Here is a 15,842-nt window from a genome sequence, read left to right on the forward strand (position 1 = left end):
GCCAAAGCCCCTCATTGTCGACCTAACGGCAAAGAGAGCGTGAGTTCATCCGTGAGGGGACTACGAGCCTTCTTTCGGAGCTTCCGGTAAACGGGCCCGAAGGCAAAGTATTGGCGGATCGAGTTCCACGGCGATAGGCCGGCGATACTGGCGCGAAGCACCTTCTTACCCACAATGAGGCGATTCTTTCCACGGCCGCCCAGGAACGGCCGCCCAGCAACCTGTCCCATGATGGCACCCACAACGTGACCGTCCCTCACGGCAACCCCCTCACGGCAACCCTGGTCCAGGTGCTCGCCAAGAGGCGTTCGCGCAGATATAGCTCAAGGGCAGCATCGAGGAGGAGTTCACCGGTAACATAGCGGTGAATGTGGAACGCGTCGTTGATGATCTGTTTCAGGTCCGCGGCGTCTGCTTCCCGAAAGGGACGGTAAACGATCTCGCTCACAGCACACCCCCTTTCTCCTCGTGACGCGCGGCTCGCAGTGAAGCATCGAGCCAAGATGTCTAAAGCTCTAGAACTCCCTGCCGGTCATCGTCGACGAAATCTTACTCGCGTCGGACCAGGCAAGGATCCATTCGGGCACCTGGCGGTCCGATGGGAAGCCGCCGGCTGCTGCCTCAAGCTCATCGTGCTCAACGCTTCCACCGCTCTTTTTCAGGAACCGGGTGCGGATAATTGCTCGAGCATAAACCGTGTCGCCGCTGGTAAAGGTCTGTTCGAGGAATCCCCACTTGTCATCAAAGCCGATAACGCGGGTGTGAACATCAAACTTCTGACCGAGCTTCAGGGACCTGCGGTAGCTGATCGTCTGTCCTGCGACAACCGGGTACCACCCGCGTTCGCTCAGGACATCCCAGAATCCCGACCTGATCATGAGGTCCATGCGGGCCAGGTCCAGGATCGACAGGTACTTGCCGTTGTTCATGTGGAACAAGATATCCAGGTCCGAAGGAGCGACACGGAACGGTGTTACCGCCGTATCCCACAGCGACAGCCGCGACCTTCGTGGGGATTGGATTCGCAGAGCCAACAGACGTAGCAGCAGGTTCATAGCACCGGGGTCCTTCGCGGCAGGGAACTAATCGTTTCCCTAATCTATCGCCATCTCCACCCGAACGGGCAACCACCACAGTCTGAACCGGGAGTTACTGGTTACGGATGTTTCACTGTCCCCAAAATGTCCCCAACTGTTTCAAACTGGTTGCACGCTTGGTGAAAAACTGTTCCCCCGGTATCACTTTGCCGTGATATTCCGGGGGAAACGTATGGTGCGCGAGGTGGGACTTGAACCCACACGTCCGAGGACACTGGAACCTAAATCCAGCGCGTCTGCCAATTCCGCCACTCGCGCGCGACTATAAGAATAGGCCAAAGCCCTTCGAATAGCCGAACTGGATCAGCCGATAATGTTCCTTGTCACGCGAGCCACGTGTCCCGTCGCCTTCACGTTGTACATTGCTTCAGCGATCGTGCCGTCCGGATTCACGACGAACGTGGAACGAATGACACCGACGGTGGTGCGTCCGTAGTTCTTCTTCTCGCCCCAGGTTCCATAGGCTTCCATGACCTCGTGGTTAACGTCGGAGCCAAGCGGAAAGTCGAGGAGCTCAGCGTCGGCGAATGACTGCAGCTTCGTTACGGGGTCGGGCGAGATACCAATGACCTCGTAGCCAGCGTCGCCGAGTCGAGCATCCCTGAAGTCACAGGCCTCGGTGGTGCAGCCCGGGGTCATAGCCTTCGGGTAGAAGTAGACAATAACTCCCTTCTCGCTCTTCTCAAGGAGCTCGGTCAGGGAGAGTTTGCCCTTCGGTGTCTCAATTTCGAACAGGGGTGCTTTGTCGCCTACGTCAAGTCGTGCCATGGCCACGATCTTATCTGCCACGGTCATATCTCCAAGAACTTCCGCGCACGGCTGAGCACCTGCCCGGTCACGGCTACCATGAGGGAACTATGACAGCCCAACATCTTGCTGCCGACGAGCCGTTCTACCGGCAGTGGTCTCGGCGCGGCACCATGCCCCGCACGCTTACTTCCTCCCGGCGCCTCCTCAACCTGCTCGGCTTCACGGCACCACCGTCCCTCGCCGTGGTTGGTTCCAAAGGCAAGGGAACCGCGACAGCAGCTGCCACCATGGCACTGGTTGATTCGGGGCTCACGACCGTCTCCGTTACGTCACCGGCCTTTCGCACCAACCGCGAGCGCATTCGCATCAACGGCGCAGCGTTGACCCTCGAGGCTTACGAGCTTGTGTCAGAGAAACTCGCGGAGCTTCTCCCCCTGCTGCCGACCGATCACTATCTTTCCCCAACCGGTGCTTACACGATCATGGGTGCCTGGTATGCGTCCCGCATCGGTGCCGATGTCCTCGTCCTTGAGGAGGGCATGGGTGGCTCCACCGACGAAGTGTCGTTCTTCGACCACACGGCTTTAGCGGTCACTCCGATCTTCCTGGAGCACGCCGGAATCCTCGGCAATACAAAACCCGAGATCGCCGAGAATCTTCTCGGTGCCGGATCTGCCTCGGTCCGGCTCATTGCCTCCGCCCCGCAGTCACCCGAGATCACCGCTCTCGTAGAGAACCGCGCAACCGAGTGGGGCGCAACCCTCGTTCCCACATCTCCCGCACATCACCGCAATCCTCTCGTCGGCGAGAGCATGGGTCTTGGTAGGGCAATGGGCTCAGTATTTGCGAAGCTCCTCTTATCGGAGCCACGTCACTCCTGCTCGGAGCCAAGCCGCCCTTTGACAGTGCCGGACAGCTTCCCGTTGCAGCCGAGCCACAACAGTTTAGGCAAGACAAGCGGGGCCGCCCCGCCCGCGGAGTCCGGCGCGCAGCGTACCTCCTTCTCGTCAGACACCGGTGCACAAGGCTCGGCCGCTGATTCGGGGTCAAGCACCCGGCATTCCACCAGCCTCCCCGGCAATTCGGTCAATCTTCCCGTCGATTCACTCAATTTCCCACACGATCCGGTCACCGCACCAGACCGGTCCCTTAACCTCCCGGGCCGTTCTTCCATCCACGAGACCGCGTCGGGCACGTGGTTTGTTGATGCTGCGATTGCTCCTGCTGCTGTGGAAGCGGCTCTGCGTGCGAGTGAGATGAGTAAACCGGTTGTGATTGCGTCGTGGCCACTGTCCAAGGATCACGAGGGCTGTTTTGAGATTGTTCCGGACGCGATTCTGGTTCGCTCGGGTGTGGGACTGGCGTTCCCACCGGGGCTTCCATCACTTGCCGATGTGGCACCGGGACTGTCCGGGGATGTGATTGCGTTGGGAACAATTTCGTTTATTGCCGAGGTTCTTGATTATCTCGGCGCTAGTACAGAGTCCTGGTAGGCCATAGTACCTAGGTCCCAGGGTGACAACCGGATATTCTGGACACGACTGTGTCTACTTTCGAAGGGAATGACAGTGCGTATAGGTGTACCGGCAGAATCCGGCCAAGCCCTGGTCGCTGCAACTCCTGACACGGTCGCCCAGCTCATCAAACTCGGATATGACGTCGGAATTGAGTCCGGCGCGGGCGACCACGCCCAGTTCCCTGATGAGCAGTATGTGGCGGCCGGTGCCAGGATCGTTGATGGAGAGGACGTGTGGACGTCCGATATCGTGACAACGATCAGGCCCCCTGCGGATCTCCATCAGATCAGGCGAGGCTCGATTCTTATCTCCAAGCTGTCACCCGGGGCTAATCCCCAGCTTTTCGAGTCGCTCGCCGAATCCGGGGTTACCGCCATGGCGATGGATGCGATTCCGAGGATCTCCCGTGCGCAGTCCATGGACGTGCTGTCGAGCCAGGCAAACGTTGCCGGTTACCGCGCCGTCATTGAGGCAGCTCATGCTTTCGGTCGTCTCTTTACCGGTCAGGTCACCGCGGCCGGCAAGGTTCCGCCCGCCACGATCTACGTGATCGGTGCCGGCGTGGCCGGCCTTGCCGCTATTGGCACCGCCGGTTCCATGGGCGCGATCGTGAAGGCAACGGACGTGCGTGCCGAGGTGGGCGAGCAGGTTGAGTCGATGGGTGCGGAGTTCATTCCGATCTCGGCTCCTGCCCAGGAGTCAACGGATGGCTACGCGAAGGAGATGACGGACGCGCAGGCCGTTGCCGCCGAGAAGCTGTACTCCGAGCAGTCCGCCGCCGCGGACATTGTTATCACGACGGCTTCGATTCCGGGCCGCCGCTCCCCCGTTCTGATCACGCGTGACATGGTGGGGAAGATGAAGCCGGGCTCTGTCATTGTTGACATGGCTGCGGCCGGTGGCGGTAACTGCGAGATGACAGAGCCTGGCCAGACGATTGTCACCGACAACGGCGTCACCATCATCGGCATTGAGGACCTGGCGGCACGCCTGCCAGCCCAGTCCTCCCAGCTGTACGCGCAGAACATCGTCAACTACCTAAAGCTTCTCACCCCGAGAAGGACGGCCGTACGAAGATTGACTTCGACGATGTCATCATCCGCACCGTCACGGTAGCGGATGCTGGGCAGGTGCTGTGGCCGCCGCCCCCGATCCAGGTTTCCGCCGCACCAACTCCATCGGCTGAAGCCGAGGCTCCGGCGGCCGCACCCTCCCAGCCGGAACCGGCACCATCGAGATTCAAGAAGTCGACGCTGTGGATGGCACTGGCTGCGGTTCTTGCCGCCGCTCTTGTTCTCGTCACCCCGCTTCAGTTGACCGGCCACTACATTGTGCTCGCCCTGTCCGTGATCGTTGGCTTCTACGTCATCACGAATGTCACTCACGCGCTCCACACGCCTCTCATGTCGGTGACGAACGCGATCTCCGGCATCATCATTGTCGGCGCAATACTTCTTATCGGCAGCGAAAACTGGTGGGTGACGATCTTCAGCTTCATTGCGATCGTCATCGCCTCCATCAACATTTTCGGCGGTTTCGCCGTCACTCACCGCATGCTCGGCATGTTTAGGAGGGCATAACCATGGAAGCTCAGAACTTCGTAGCACTCGCCTACATTGTCGCGGCGCTCCTTTTCATTAACGCCCTGCGCGGCCTGTCCAAGCACGACTCCGCCCAGTCCGGCAACACCTCCGGCGCCATCGGCATGGGTATTGCCCTGGTCGCCACGATCTGGCTGGCTCTGGATTCCGATCCGGGCCGCGGCGTAGCCGTCACCCTGATTCTCATCCTCCTTGCCCTCGCGGTCGGCGCCGTTATCGGCCTGCGCATGGCACAGAAGGTGGGTATGACGGAGATGCCTCAGCTCATTGCGCTTCTCCACTCCTTCGTGGGTCTGGCCGCCGTTCTCGTCGGCTTCAACACGTTCCTCACCTCCGCGGGTGGCTATGGATCAACCCATACGTTCCTCATGGGTGAGATCTTCCTCGGCGTCTTTATCGGTGCCGTGACCTTCACCGGCTCGATCATTGCCTACCTGAAGCTGTCGGCCAAGATGAAGTCCGCGGCGCTCACCCTGCCGGGCAGGAACTGGCTGAACCTCGTAGCCGTTGTGGTTTCTGTCGTCCTCATGGTGTGGTTCATGAACACCGACTCGGTTGGCATCGGACTCATCCCGCTGATCATCATGACGATCATTGCCCTCGCCCTCGGCCTCCACCTCGTTGCCGCCATCGGCGGCGGCGACATGCCGGTGGTTGTTTCCATGCTTAACTCCTACTCGGGTTGGGCCGCAGCAGCTGCTGGCTTCATGCTCCAGAACGACCTGCTCATCATCACCGGTGCGCTCGTCGGCTCGTCGGGTGCCTACCTGTCCTACATCATGTGCAAGGCCATGAACCGCTCGTTCATCTCCGTGATCCTGGGTGGCTTCGGCCAGCCCACCGCCACGGCAGAGGCACGGGACTACGGCACCCACACCGAGACCTCGGCAGAAGAAGTATCCACGATGCTATCGACCGCCAAGAAAGTCGTCATCACCCCGGGATACGGCATGGCGGTGGCGCAGGCACAGTACCCGGTTGCCGACCTGACAAAGCGCCTACGAGAATCAGGTGTCGACGTTTCCTTCGGCATCCACCCCGTGGCCGGCCGACTCCCGGGCCACATGAACGTGCTCCTCGCCGAAGCCAAGGTCCCCTACGATGTCGTCTACGAACTCGACGAAGTGAACGACGAGTTCTCCGATGTCGACGTGGTCCTCGTCATCGGCGCCAACGACACCGTCAACCCCGCCGCTGAGGAGCCCGGCTCCCCCATCGAGGGCATGCCGGTGCTGAAGGTGTGGGAAGCCAAGAACGTCATCGTGTTCAAGCGTTCCATGGGCAACGCCGGCTACGCCGGCGTGGAAAACCCCTGTTCTTCGCAGAAAACACGAAGATGCTTCTGGGGGATGCGAAGGCATCGGTTGATTCCATCAACGCAGAGCTGACAGTCCCCGCAAACTAACGGGATAACAGCGCTAGCACCGCAACCGCACGTGGGGTGGGACGGTTCTCCGTCCTGCCCCACGTCATTTATTTGGTCTTAGTAGACATCCAATGGCCCGGCCTTCATGAAGCACCATTGGCCTAGTCTTCATGAAGCACCATTTGCCCGGTCTTCATAGAGCACCGCATGCTCGGTCTAAATGGAGCTCAATGGTTGCTAGTGGATCTCAAACCCAGAGATCGGGCCGGGGTTCTCAAGGTCGGTCACGACAACATCTTCAATCCGAGCGTGAGCCGGTCCGTTCCGGCACCAGTCGATCATTGACTGTACGGCGGAATCCTCACCAAAGAATCGGGCCTCAACGGACCCGTCGAGCACGTTCCGCACCCAGCCTTGCACTCCCGCTTCCACGGCAGCGCGTTGGCAGTTCCAGCGGAAACCCACGGCCTGGGCCCTCCCGGTGACGACAACATCAACGCATCGCATGGTTCCTCCTTATCGGGTAGCTCCACGACACCCGGTAGCTCTGCCTCGTGGTTTCGTCTTTTTGCTAGCTCTGTGGTCTCAACTCTCGCTACCGGGTGGGTGCGAATCCCTCAAGAAACTGCTTCGGGCTCACTCCACCGATGGCAAGCGCGCTATCCCCCAGCACGTTTGCTTGGCGACAAGGTTACCCGCCGAGGAGAACATGCGCGAGGAATTTATCTGCTTACCTCTCCGACTTTCGTACCTTCCATCTCCGTCATTTCCTGGGATGATGGAAGAACCAGGAAGGAGAACACATGCCGTTCACTCGCAATGAGATCCATGTTGCCATGGAGCGCCGGAATCGGCGCGACTTCCTGCCGAGGAATGCTCAGCATGCTGCCTCCATTGACCGCCCGATCCTCATTGGCCACGGACAAACCAACTCCCAGCCGAGAACGGTTGCGGACATGATCGAGCTTCTCGAACTCGAAGAAGGCCACAGGGTTCTCGACGTCGGTTCGGGTTCGGGATGGTCGACGGCGATCCTTGCCGATTTGGTTGGGGAAACCGGAAGCGTGACCGCAACAGAGCTTATTCCCGAGCTTGCCGACAAGGCTCGGATAGCCCTTGCAAAGCAGAACCTCCCCTGGGCCACGATCTACGATGCTGATCCGGAGGTGCTGGGATGGCCGGAGGGCGCCCCCTACGACCGCATCCTCGTCTCGGCACAGGCACAGCAACTACCCGAATCACTCATCGACCAGTTGGCGCCATCTGGGCTCATGGTTATCCCCGTTGCCACGCACATGCTCCGGGTTGCGAAAACCGGGGGCGAGCCGGACATTTCAAGGCACGGACGCTACTCCTTCGTTCCGCTCATCGAAGGCTGACGCCAAGACCTTCAAAGCCACCCCGTGCTACGCGCCTGTGGTTGCTGCACCTGTGTAGGGTCGCCGAACGTTTGTAGTGTCGCGAACATCAGTTCACCGACTATTGAGCTGTACTATCGGCACTATCGTCCCTTTTTCGTTTCGGTCCAAAGCATCCAGGCCACGACGAGAACGTAGAGGAGGGCGATGATCATGGGGATGAAGCCCCACACGGTTGGCGTAATAAAGCCAGCCACGAGGAAACCCGCGGCCCACCAGGCGATGTCGGCTTTCTTTGCTCCGTAGAAGGCTGCGACTACGCCGGTGATGGAGAAGACGCAGGCCATGATCAGCATCGGATCTGCACCGGCAAGCACTGTCGCCACGATTCCCGATACGCAGTAGAGGGCGGCAATGAGTGCACCGATCAAGTAGGCCCGCTTTATGTTCTCCATGCGCTGAGAATCTCATAGATTTCTGGGAAGCCTGGCACAATCAGACTGTGAGCGAAATTGCATCAGAAGACATGGGGCCGTGGCTATCGCCCGAGGAGCTTGAGTTCGTGCGCCGCAAGGTGCCGATGGTGTACGTCGACATCGTGCCCGTCCGCACCGACGAATCCGGCCAAGTTGAATCCATCGGGCTTCTCCTGGAGGCTCAGGATGATGGGATCTCCCGTGCACTCGTCACCGGACGGGTGCTCTTTCACGAGACGGTCCGAGAGGCTATTGTCCGCCACCTCGAGAAGGATCTGGGACCGGTAGCCCTCCCCCAGCTGTCCCCCTCGATACAGCCCTTCACGATTGCCGAATACTTCCCCACGCCAGGTTCGGGTAAGTACGACGAGCGTCAGCACGCCGTCTCCCTCTGCTACATCGTTCCCGTCATGGGCGAATGCGGGCCCGCCGCCGATACGCTCGAGGTCACCTGGTTCACGCCCGGCGAGGTGCGTACGCCCGAGTTGCAGGCCGAGATGAACGAGTCTCACGCACAGATTCTGCGCCAGGCCCTTGGCCAGATGGGTGAACTGTGACCGCCTTTATCATCGACATTATTTTGACCGGGGGTTTCGTCGCATACGGCATGAACACCCACGACTCCCCGTGGTCCGATTTCCCGGTGACCGCCGCACCCTTCGTCATTGCCCTCGTCATCGCCTGGCTCATCATCCCCCGCGTGCGGGAGCAGCCTTTCTCTCTCGTCTCCGGTGCCATCGTTGCGCTCCTGACCGCGGGGATCGGCTTGGCCCTGCGAGCAGGCTTCGGTCAGGGAGTCTCGGGGGCTTTCCCGATTGTCGCCACCGCCATGATCGCCGCGCTCTTCCTCGGGTGGCGACTCATTGCCCTTCTCATTAAGCAGGTACGACAGAAGCAGCAGTCAGCCTGATCCATCGACCGTGATCATCGGGCTCCAGAACACAGTGTCAGATGGAGCCCGATGAACAACCTAAGTAGAGCCCGTCAGCAGTGGAGCTGGCGGGCCTTCTCTGTGCAGGAGTTATCGGTCTTGCACGAATCGCTTATTGGTCTCGCCAGTAAAGACGAACCAGACTATTCAGGCGGCTGTTCACTTGCGCCGATAACCTGATCTCTCAGGAGGCTCGATGTCCATTCATACCTATCTTGCACAGCTCGGAAACCGTCGCGATCCAGAGACCGGTGCTATCAGCATGCCGATCCACCTGTCGACGACGTTCGCACACCCCGAACTCGGTCGCAGCACCGGATACGACTACACCCGTACCAAGAACCCGACTCGCACGGTTCTTGAAGAGGGTCTCGCTGAACTCGAAGGCGGCACGCATGCGGTTGCCACGTCCTCAGGTATGTCGGCCGTGCAGCTCGTCTTTGGCCTGTACCCGGCCCGGTCAAAGTTCCTCGTCACTCGAGATGTTTACGGTGGCTCGTACCGTTACTTCAACGACCTGGAAGACAAGGGCCATGCTTCCTTCGAGTTCTTCGACACCGAGGAAGAACTCGCGGGTCTCATGAGCGACGAAATTGCGGCCGTGTTCTTGGAAACTCCCACGAACCCGCTCATGAAGGAACTCACCATTCGCGTAATCTCCGACATTGCCAACCCCCACGGGGCTCATGTCATTGTCGACAACACGTTCCTGACACCGCTTCGTCAGCGCCCGCTCGACGATGGAGCAACGATCTCCATTCACTCCGGTACGAAGTACCTGAGTGGGCACAACGACATCCTGGCCGGCGCCGTGATCACGAACGACCCGGCTATTGGCGAGAAGTTGCAGTGGCTGGCGAATACGACCGGTCCCACCCTGTCACCGTTCGATTCCTGGCTTTTCATTCGTTCTCTCAAGACCCTGCCGATCCGTATCGACCGTCAGGAGGCAACGGCCCGCGAGGTTGCACACGCACTGGAGAACCACCCCGAGATCGAGGAAGTTCTCTACCCGGGTAAGAGTGCGATGATTTCCATCAAGGTCAGGGATGTCTCGAAGATCAACAAGGTCCTCACATCCCTGAAGATCTTCACATACGCAGAAAGCCTGGGCGGAGTGGAAAGCCTGATCACCCACCCGGTCACCCAAACCCACGCCGACATTCCAGTTGAGGTCCGGGAATCCTACGGCCTCACCGACAGCCTGTTGCGCCTGTCGATCGGTCTTGAAGATCCCCAATGTCTGATCGAGGATTTGAACCAGGCACTCGGCGACTAGTCGGCAAACATCACGCAACAAACCTGGGCTTTCATGACGTAGCAAGCTTCGGCTTTCAAACAGCTAAACAGTAGACAGGAGGGGAGCAGTTCATTTCGAACTGGTCGCCTCCTGTCTACGGACTTCTGGTTACGTGCCTGATTAACTCGCGGCGGTGCCGCTCAACTCGCTGAGGCACCGCTTGCTTTTATTCGATCCCGAACCTTGTCATCTCGGCCTTCAGTGCCCGGAAGGCTTGTCCGCGGTGGGAGATTGAGTTCTTCTCCCGGCTCGTCAGTTCTGCCGCGGTCTGTTCGTATCCGTCGGGTACGAAGATCGGGTCGTAGCCGAAACCGCCCTCGCCACGGCGTTCCCGGATGAGCCTACCCGGCATGATACCCGTGGCAATGATGTCGGGCTGGCCGGGGCTCACGTAGACGGCGGCACACACGAACTTTGCCTGACGGAGGTCGTCCCCAACGTCGTTGAGCTGACCGAGAAGCAGATCCGTGTTCTCATCATCTGCTCCGTGGCGCCCGCACCAGCGGGCCGAGAAGACGCCCGGTGACCCGCCCAGCACGTCGACGCACAGGCCCGAGTCGTCGGCGATAACGGCCTCGCCGGTGCGTTCTGCAACATAGCGGGCCTTGATGAGGGCATTGCCTGCGAAGGTCACGTCATCTTCCACCGGATCACCGAGATTACCCGGTGACAGGTCAATGTCTTCACGCCCGAGGATCTGCCGGACTTCGACAAGCTTGTGGGCGTTGCGGGAAGCGAGAATCATGCCAGGGCGCCTTTCTGAAGCTCGGTGAGTTCGCCGGCTCCCTTGACTGCGAGGTCAAGAAGCTCGTTCAATTCATCGCGGTTAAACGTACCATCCTCCGCGGTTCCCTGGATCTCGACAAAGTTGCCCGAGCCGGTGATGACAACGTTCATGTCGGTTTCCGCCCGAACGTCTTCCTCGTAGGGCAGGTCAAGCATCGGGGTGCCATCCACAATTCCGACGGAGACAGCGGCAACGGAGTCCTTCAGCGGGGAGGACGTGATGATCTTGTTCTCCAGTGCCCACTCGACAGCGAGCGACAGTGCCACGTAAGCGCCGGTGATCGATGCTGTGCGGGTCCCGCCATCGGCTTGCAGCACGTCGCAGTCGAGAACGATGGAGTTCTCCCCCAGCTTGCTCATGTCCACAACGGCCCTGAGGGATCGCCCAATGAGGCGGGAGATTTCGTGGGTACGTCCGCCGATCTTGCCCTTGACGGATTCGCGGGGACTGCGGGAATCGGTCGCCCTGGGGAGCATGGCGTACTCGGCTGTTACCCAGCCTTCCCCAGATCCCTGCTTCCAGCGCGGGACACCTTCGGTGAAGGATGCGGTGCAGAGCACTCTGGTTTTGCCGAATTCGACGAGGCAACTGCCTTCACCGGCCTCCTGCCAACTCGGTGTGATAGTTACGTTTCTCAGTTCATCGAGGCTGCGAAGATCTTTGCGTGTCGTCATGCACCCATTCTAGAAGGGTTTGCGACATGAAAGGTACCACCGGGGTTGGCAACGGCAATGGGGCCCGAATAGGTCGCCCTGGCCTCCTGGCAAACGACGTCGGGATCGGTCCAGGGTTGCAGGTGGGTGAGGAGGAGGTTCTTCACGCCCGCCTCCGTCGCAATCTGGCCTGCCCTGCCGCCCGTCAGGTGAATGTCGCGGACCGTGTCGCGGGAAGCCTCAAAGGCTGCTTCGCACAGGTACATGTCGGCGTCCTTGGCTGCCGCGACCTGGCCTTCGCAGTAGTCGGTGTCGCCCGAGTAGGTGAGCACTTCGCCGCCGGGGCCGGTCAGCCTGATCGCAAGCGCCGGTACGGGGTGCACGGCATGGAAGAACTCGAGATCGATGTCCCCGACCGTCACGGAATCCCCCTGGGCGACGGTGTGGAACGTGAACTCGCCTTCGTAGTTCTCCTCGGGGCCGTCGCCGCCAATTTGGCGGGTGCGGAACAGACCATCGCCGGGGCTATAAACGTCAACGGGTCCGAGAGGTCCGCCGGGGAACCAGCGCCGATACACCTGCATGCCAATAATGTCGGCCACGTGGTCGGTGTGCAGGTGGGAGAGGACGATTGCGTCGACCTCGGCCGGGTCAATGTAGTTCATGAGCTGACCCATGGTGCCCGGCCCAAGATCGAGGATGATTGTTGTCGTATCGGTCTTGACCAGATAGGCCGAGGCTGCGCCCTTCGGGCCGGACATCGAACCCGAGCATCCGATAACTGTGAGTTTCATTGGACCTCCACGCGGCGGACTGTGCCCACTTCGGGGCCCAGGAAGCGACGGGCAAGAACCTGGAACGATTCCGCGTCGCCGGTTGACAGGAAACGGTGTGTGGGCGGTGCGGTTTCTGTGCGCTCGAGGCCGCCCGCCACGAGAGCCCGGTAAGTATCTTTCGCGGTCTCTTCCGCCGAGGACACAAGCGTCACTGAATGCCCCATGACGTAGGAGATAACACCGGTGAGAAGAGGATAGTGGGTGCACCCAAGAACGAGAGTATCGACCCGGGCTGCCTTGATCGGCTCCAGGTACTCCTGGGCCACATTGAGCAGATCCGGCCCGCCGGTCTGCCCCGATTCAACATACTCAACGAACAGCGGCGCAGCCGCGATCGTGACCTCGATGTTGGGAGCCGCAGCAAAGGCGTCCGGGTAGGCACCGGAGTTCACGGTCGCATTGGTACCGATCACGCCGACCTTGCCGTTGCGGGTGGCGGCCGCAGCCCTGCGAACTGCTGGCTGGATCACTTCGATGACGGGGATTCCCATGCCGACCTCGTAGCGTTCACGAGCGTCGTGAAGGGCAGCGGCCGAAGCTGAGTTGCAGGCCATGACAATCATCTTGACCCCGGACTCAACCAGGAGGTCGAGAGCGTCAAGGGAGAGCTGGCGCACGTCCGCGATAGGACGGGGGCCGTAGGGCGTGTGGGCGGTGTCGCCCACGTAGGTGACCGCTTCATTCGGTAGCTGGTCAAGGATTGCGCGCGCGACGGTCAGGCCTCCCACTCCGGAGTCAAAAATGCCAATCGGCGCGTCACTCATGGGTCGACTTTATCCGCGCGGACGTCGCAGGCGCACCGCATCGATGAGTGAATCCTGCCACCAGGTGATCATGGCAAAAACAAGGATGAGCTGGTTTTCCACCTCTTGCTCTTCATCCTCGGGGTCTTGCGGGTGGAGACCGTCGGCGATCTCTCCGGCCCTGTGTGCGATCTCATCGGCACGCTCGGAGGAGTCAATATCGAGGCGGGTGGCAAGAACGAGGCGCAGGTCATTAAGCGCCGCCATCCACACCGGAATATCGTCCTCGGCCACAAAGATCCTGCCGGTGGAGGCGGACAGCACTCGGTACACGGTCGTCAGGTTTGAGATCTTCGTGGACCGCACGGAAGACTCGGTGAGCTGGCGTAGCTCTCGTGCTTCTTCCGGATCCTCGCTCATGTCCGGCAGCAGCCGATACAGTGCCGGATCCGAGCTTGGCTCCTGGGCCGGGGCGAGCTCACGTTCAAGAACGGCAAGGGGATCGTCGGTGACGTCAACGACCGCAACGTCCTCACCGAGGACGGAGACGACGTCACGCATAAGGGAAGCAATGACTTCGAGTTCAAAAATGTCGCCACCGGAGCTGACTCCGCCCCGGACTCTGCGGAAACCAAACATGCTATGCGTCCTTCTCGATCGTGGCGTGCAGGCCGTAGGAGTGCATTGCCTGGACATCGGTTTCCATGGCCTCCCGTGAACCGGAGGAGACAACGGCCCTGCCGTTGGAATGCACCTCCATCATCAGCCTGTTGGCGGTGAGTGCATCGAACCCGAAATAGGATTCAAAAACCCAGGCCACGTAGCTCATGAGGTTGATCGGATCGTCATGCACGACTGTGCGCCACGAAGGGGCGGCTTCGCGCTCCTCCGTCGGGGTCGGCGAAGGCATTGAAGAAGGAGTTGGTTGAGTCATTACCCGCTATTCTACGCAACAGCGGGGAAATTGGGCTGTGAGGTTGTCTGGGCCACTAGAGTGGGACCCATGCATAAGTCCACTGCACTGCTCACCGACATGTATGAGCTGACCATGGTCGACTCAACCCTCGCCTCCGGGACTGCCGATCGGCAGTCCGTCTTCGAAGTGTTCTCCCGGCGATTGCCGTCCGGAAGACGGTACGGAGTTGTGGCCGGGACGGGGCGAATCCTTGACGAGATTGCCTCGTTCACGTTCTCCGACGAGGAACTTACTTACCTCAAAGACACGAAGATTGTGTCCCCCGAGACCGTTGACTGGCTCGCCAACTACAAGTTCTCCGGCGACATCTACGGCTATGCGGAGGGCGAGTGCTTCTTCCCGCAGTCCCCGATCCTCACCGTGACCGGAACGTTCGCCGAAGCCGTTATCCTCGAAACTCTTGTCCTCTCGATCCTCAACCACGATGCCGCTGTGGCAGCGGCCGCCTCCCGCATGACAATCGCCGCCCACGGGCGCCCCTGCTTGGAGATGGGAGCGCGGCGCACCCACGAGCGTGCCGCCGTCTCCGCGGCCCGCGCCGCCGCCGTTGGTGGCTTCGCTGGCACGTCGGTTCTCGAGGCAGGCCGCACCTACGGCATCCCCGCCATCGGAACCGCCGCCCACTCCTTCACGCTCGTGCACGATACGGAGGAGCAGGCCTTTGCTGCACAGGTGGCAACCATGGGACCGGACACGACCCTCCTGGTCGACACTTACGACGTGGAACGCGGCGTAGCCCGGGCCGTCCAGGCCGCCCGCGAAGCGGGAGGCGAGCTCGGGGCGGTCCGTCTCGACTCGGGCGACCTTGTTGCCCAGGCCTTCACGGTCCGCAAGCAGCTCGACGATCTGGGTGCCACCTCCACGAAGATCACGGTGACCTCCGATCTTGACGAGTACGCCATTGCCGCGCTCGGTGCCGCACCGGTCGACTCCTACGGCGTGGGCACGAAGCTCGTCACCGGTTCGGGCTTCCCCACGGCCGAGCTGGTCTACAAGCTTGTTGCCCGCGAAGACGCGAACGGCAACATGAAGGAAGTTGCCAAGAAGTCGGCCTCCAAGAAGTCCTATGGCGGACTCAAGGTCGCGGGCCGGCTCGCCGACGAGGACGGTGTGGCCCGCGAAGAAGTCATCGTCTCCGCAGAGTCCTGGGAGCAGGGCCGGGCAGAGCTGGAGGAGATGGGGGCACGCCCCCTCCAGGTCCCGCTCGTTCTCGGCGGCTCCATCCAGCCCCACCACTCGGTGGCCGAAGCAAGCGAACATCACATCTCGTCCCGCAACCAGCTGCCGTACCAGGCATGGCGTCTCTCTGCGGGCGAGCCCGCTCTCCCCTCCCGCATGCTCGACATCTTCGAAGGCGACAACAACCCCTACGAGGGGTAGGAGAAGCTGGTTGTCCCTCCTTCGGGCACTCCCCTAGACGGGACCTGCCTGGAAGAGCCTCGACCAGACAG

The 15,842-nt window shown here is 60.7% G+C and carries 18 protein-coding genes, 1 tRNA gene and 2 pseudogenes; 8 read left to right on the forward strand and 13 right to left on the reverse strand.

What is annotated here, in order from left to right; translation table 11 throughout:
* Positions 1-11: 11 nt before the first annotated feature.
* The 5 genes from EJ997_RS13120 to EJ997_RS05325 all read right to left on the reverse strand — a co-directional run bounded on the left by EJ997_RS13120 (position 12) and on the right by EJ997_RS05325 (position 1,865).
* Complete coding sequence (locus EJ997_RS13120; protein WP_206501835.1) at positions 12-260, reverse strand: hypothetical protein; 249 nt, start codon at positions 258-260, stop codon at positions 12-14.
* On the reverse strand, positions 257-448 hold the full coding sequence (locus EJ997_RS13125; RefSeq protein WP_206501836.1) for a hypothetical protein: 192 nt from the start codon (positions 446-448) through the stop codon (positions 257-259). Before EJ997_RS13125 ends, EJ997_RS13120 begins: the two co-directional genes overlap by 4 nt.
* Before the next feature lie 67 nt (positions 449-515).
* A complete protein-coding gene (locus tag EJ997_RS05315) occupies positions 516-1,055 on the reverse strand; it encodes an acyl-CoA thioesterase (protein WP_126703651.1) in 540 nt (179 codons plus the stop codon).
* Between the two features lie 215 nt (positions 1,056-1,270).
* Positions 1,271-1,355 (reverse strand) — tRNA-Leu (locus EJ997_RS05320).
* Between the two features lie 45 nt (positions 1,356-1,400).
* A complete protein-coding gene (locus tag EJ997_RS05325) occupies positions 1,401-1,865 on the reverse strand; it encodes a peroxiredoxin (protein ID WP_126704954.1) in 465 nt (154 codons plus the stop codon).
* 89 nt (positions 1,866-1,954) lie between these two features.
* On the opposite strand from EJ997_RS05325, the gene EJ997_RS05330 reads away from it, so the two are divergent.
* The 3 genes and pseudogenes from EJ997_RS05330 to pntB all read left to right on the forward strand — a co-directional run bounded on the left by EJ997_RS05330 (position 1,955) and on the right by pntB (position 6,370).
* A complete protein-coding gene (locus tag EJ997_RS05330) occupies positions 1,955-3,340 on the forward strand; it encodes a folylpolyglutamate synthase/dihydrofolate synthase family protein (RefSeq protein ID WP_126703652.1) in 1,386 nt (461 codons plus the stop codon).
* 75 nt (positions 3,341-3,415) lie between these two features.
* Positions 3,416-4,944 (forward strand): annotated as a pseudogene (locus tag EJ997_RS05335) (Re/Si-specific NAD(P)(+) transhydrogenase subunit alpha).
* 2 nt (positions 4,945-4,946) lie between these two features.
* Positions 4,947-6,370, forward strand: a pseudogene (pntB, locus tag EJ997_RS05340) (Re/Si-specific NAD(P)(+) transhydrogenase subunit beta).
* A 198-nt stretch (positions 6,371-6,568) separates the two neighbouring features.
* Here pntB and EJ997_RS05345 read toward each other — a convergent pair.
* Positions 6,569-6,838, reverse strand: a complete 270-nt coding sequence (locus EJ997_RS05345) for an acylphosphatase (RefSeq protein ID WP_126703653.1) — start codon at positions 6,836-6,838, stop codon at positions 6,569-6,571.
* A gap of 296 nt (positions 6,839-7,134) precedes the next feature.
* Here EJ997_RS05345 and EJ997_RS05350 point away from each other — a divergent pair, with 296 nt between their 5' ends.
* Positions 7,135-7,710, forward strand: coding sequence for a protein-L-isoaspartate O-methyltransferase family protein (locus tag EJ997_RS05350; protein WP_126703654.1), 576 nt, complete (start codon positions 7,135-7,137; stop codon positions 7,708-7,710).
* A gap of 122 nt (positions 7,711-7,832) precedes the next feature.
* Here the strand turns inward: EJ997_RS05350 and EJ997_RS05355 are convergent, their stop codons facing one another.
* Positions 7,833-8,144, reverse strand: coding sequence for a hypothetical protein (locus EJ997_RS05355; protein ID WP_126703655.1), 312 nt, complete (start codon positions 8,142-8,144; stop codon positions 7,833-7,835).
* 47 nt (positions 8,145-8,191) lie between these two features.
* Between EJ997_RS05355 and EJ997_RS05360 the strand changes: the two genes are divergently transcribed.
* The 3 genes from EJ997_RS05360 to EJ997_RS05370 all read left to right on the forward strand — a co-directional run bounded on the left by EJ997_RS05360 (position 8,192) and on the right by EJ997_RS05370 (position 10,375).
* Entirely contained in the window at positions 8,192-8,722 is a 531-nt protein-coding gene (locus tag EJ997_RS05360) for a DUF4916 domain-containing protein (protein WP_228201593.1), read from the forward strand.
* Positions 8,719-9,075: a DUF3054 domain-containing protein gene (locus tag EJ997_RS05365; protein ID WP_126703656.1), complete on the forward strand. Its 357-nt coding sequence runs from the start codon at positions 8,719-8,721 to the stop codon at positions 9,073-9,075. Before EJ997_RS05360 ends, EJ997_RS05365 begins: the two co-directional genes overlap by 4 nt.
* Before the next feature lie 217 nt (positions 9,076-9,292).
* On the forward strand, positions 9,293-10,375 hold the full coding sequence (locus tag EJ997_RS05370; RefSeq protein WP_126703657.1) for a PLP-dependent transferase: 1,083 nt from the start codon (positions 9,293-9,295) through the stop codon (positions 10,373-10,375).
* A 187-nt stretch (positions 10,376-10,562) separates the two neighbouring features.
* On the opposite strand, the gene rdgB is transcribed toward EJ997_RS05370, so the two are convergent.
* The 6 genes from rdgB to clpS are packed head-to-tail and all read right to left on the reverse strand — an operon-like array spanning position 10,563 to position 14,325.
* On the reverse strand, positions 10,563-11,141 hold the full coding sequence (rdgB, locus tag EJ997_RS05375; protein WP_126703658.1) for an RdgB/HAM1 family non-canonical purine NTP pyrophosphatase: 579 nt from the start codon (positions 11,139-11,141) through the stop codon (positions 10,563-10,565).
* On the reverse strand, positions 11,138-11,857 hold the full coding sequence (rph, locus tag EJ997_RS05380; protein WP_126703659.1) for a ribonuclease PH: 720 nt from the start codon (positions 11,855-11,857) through the stop codon (positions 11,138-11,140). Before rph ends, rdgB begins: the two co-directional genes overlap by 4 nt.
* Positions 11,854-12,630: an MBL fold metallo-hydrolase gene (locus EJ997_RS05385; RefSeq protein ID WP_126703660.1), complete on the reverse strand. Its 777-nt coding sequence runs from the start codon at positions 12,628-12,630 to the stop codon at positions 11,854-11,856. The genes rph and EJ997_RS05385 overlap by 4 nt, the downstream gene beginning before the upstream one ends.
* A complete protein-coding gene (gene murI, locus EJ997_RS05390) occupies positions 12,627-13,436 on the reverse strand; it encodes a glutamate racemase (RefSeq protein WP_126703661.1) in 810 nt (269 codons plus the stop codon). The genes EJ997_RS05385 and murI overlap by 4 nt, the downstream gene beginning before the upstream one ends.
* A 9-nt stretch (positions 13,437-13,445) precedes the next feature.
* On the reverse strand, positions 13,446-14,054 hold the full coding sequence (locus EJ997_RS05395) for a DUF2017 family protein (RefSeq protein ID WP_164719815.1): 609 nt from the start codon (positions 14,052-14,054) through the stop codon (positions 13,446-13,448).
* Position 14,055: 1 nt separating this feature from the next.
* Entirely contained in the window at positions 14,056-14,325 is a 270-nt protein-coding gene (gene clpS, locus EJ997_RS05400) for an ATP-dependent Clp protease adapter ClpS (protein ID WP_206501888.1), read from the reverse strand.
* A 93-nt stretch (positions 14,326-14,418) separates the two neighbouring features.
* Between clpS and EJ997_RS05405 the strand changes: the two genes are divergently transcribed.
* Positions 14,419-15,771 (forward strand): nicotinate phosphoribosyltransferase, encoded by a 1,353-nt coding sequence (locus tag EJ997_RS05405; protein ID WP_126703664.1) that lies wholly within the window; start codon positions 14,419-14,421, stop codon positions 15,769-15,771.
* The last annotated feature ends 71 nt before the right edge of the window (positions 15,772-15,842 follow it).

The organism is Flaviflexus ciconiae (assembly GCF_003971195.1).
GTDB lineage: Bacteria > Actinomycetota > Actinomycetes > Actinomycetales > Actinomycetaceae > Flaviflexus > Flaviflexus ciconiae.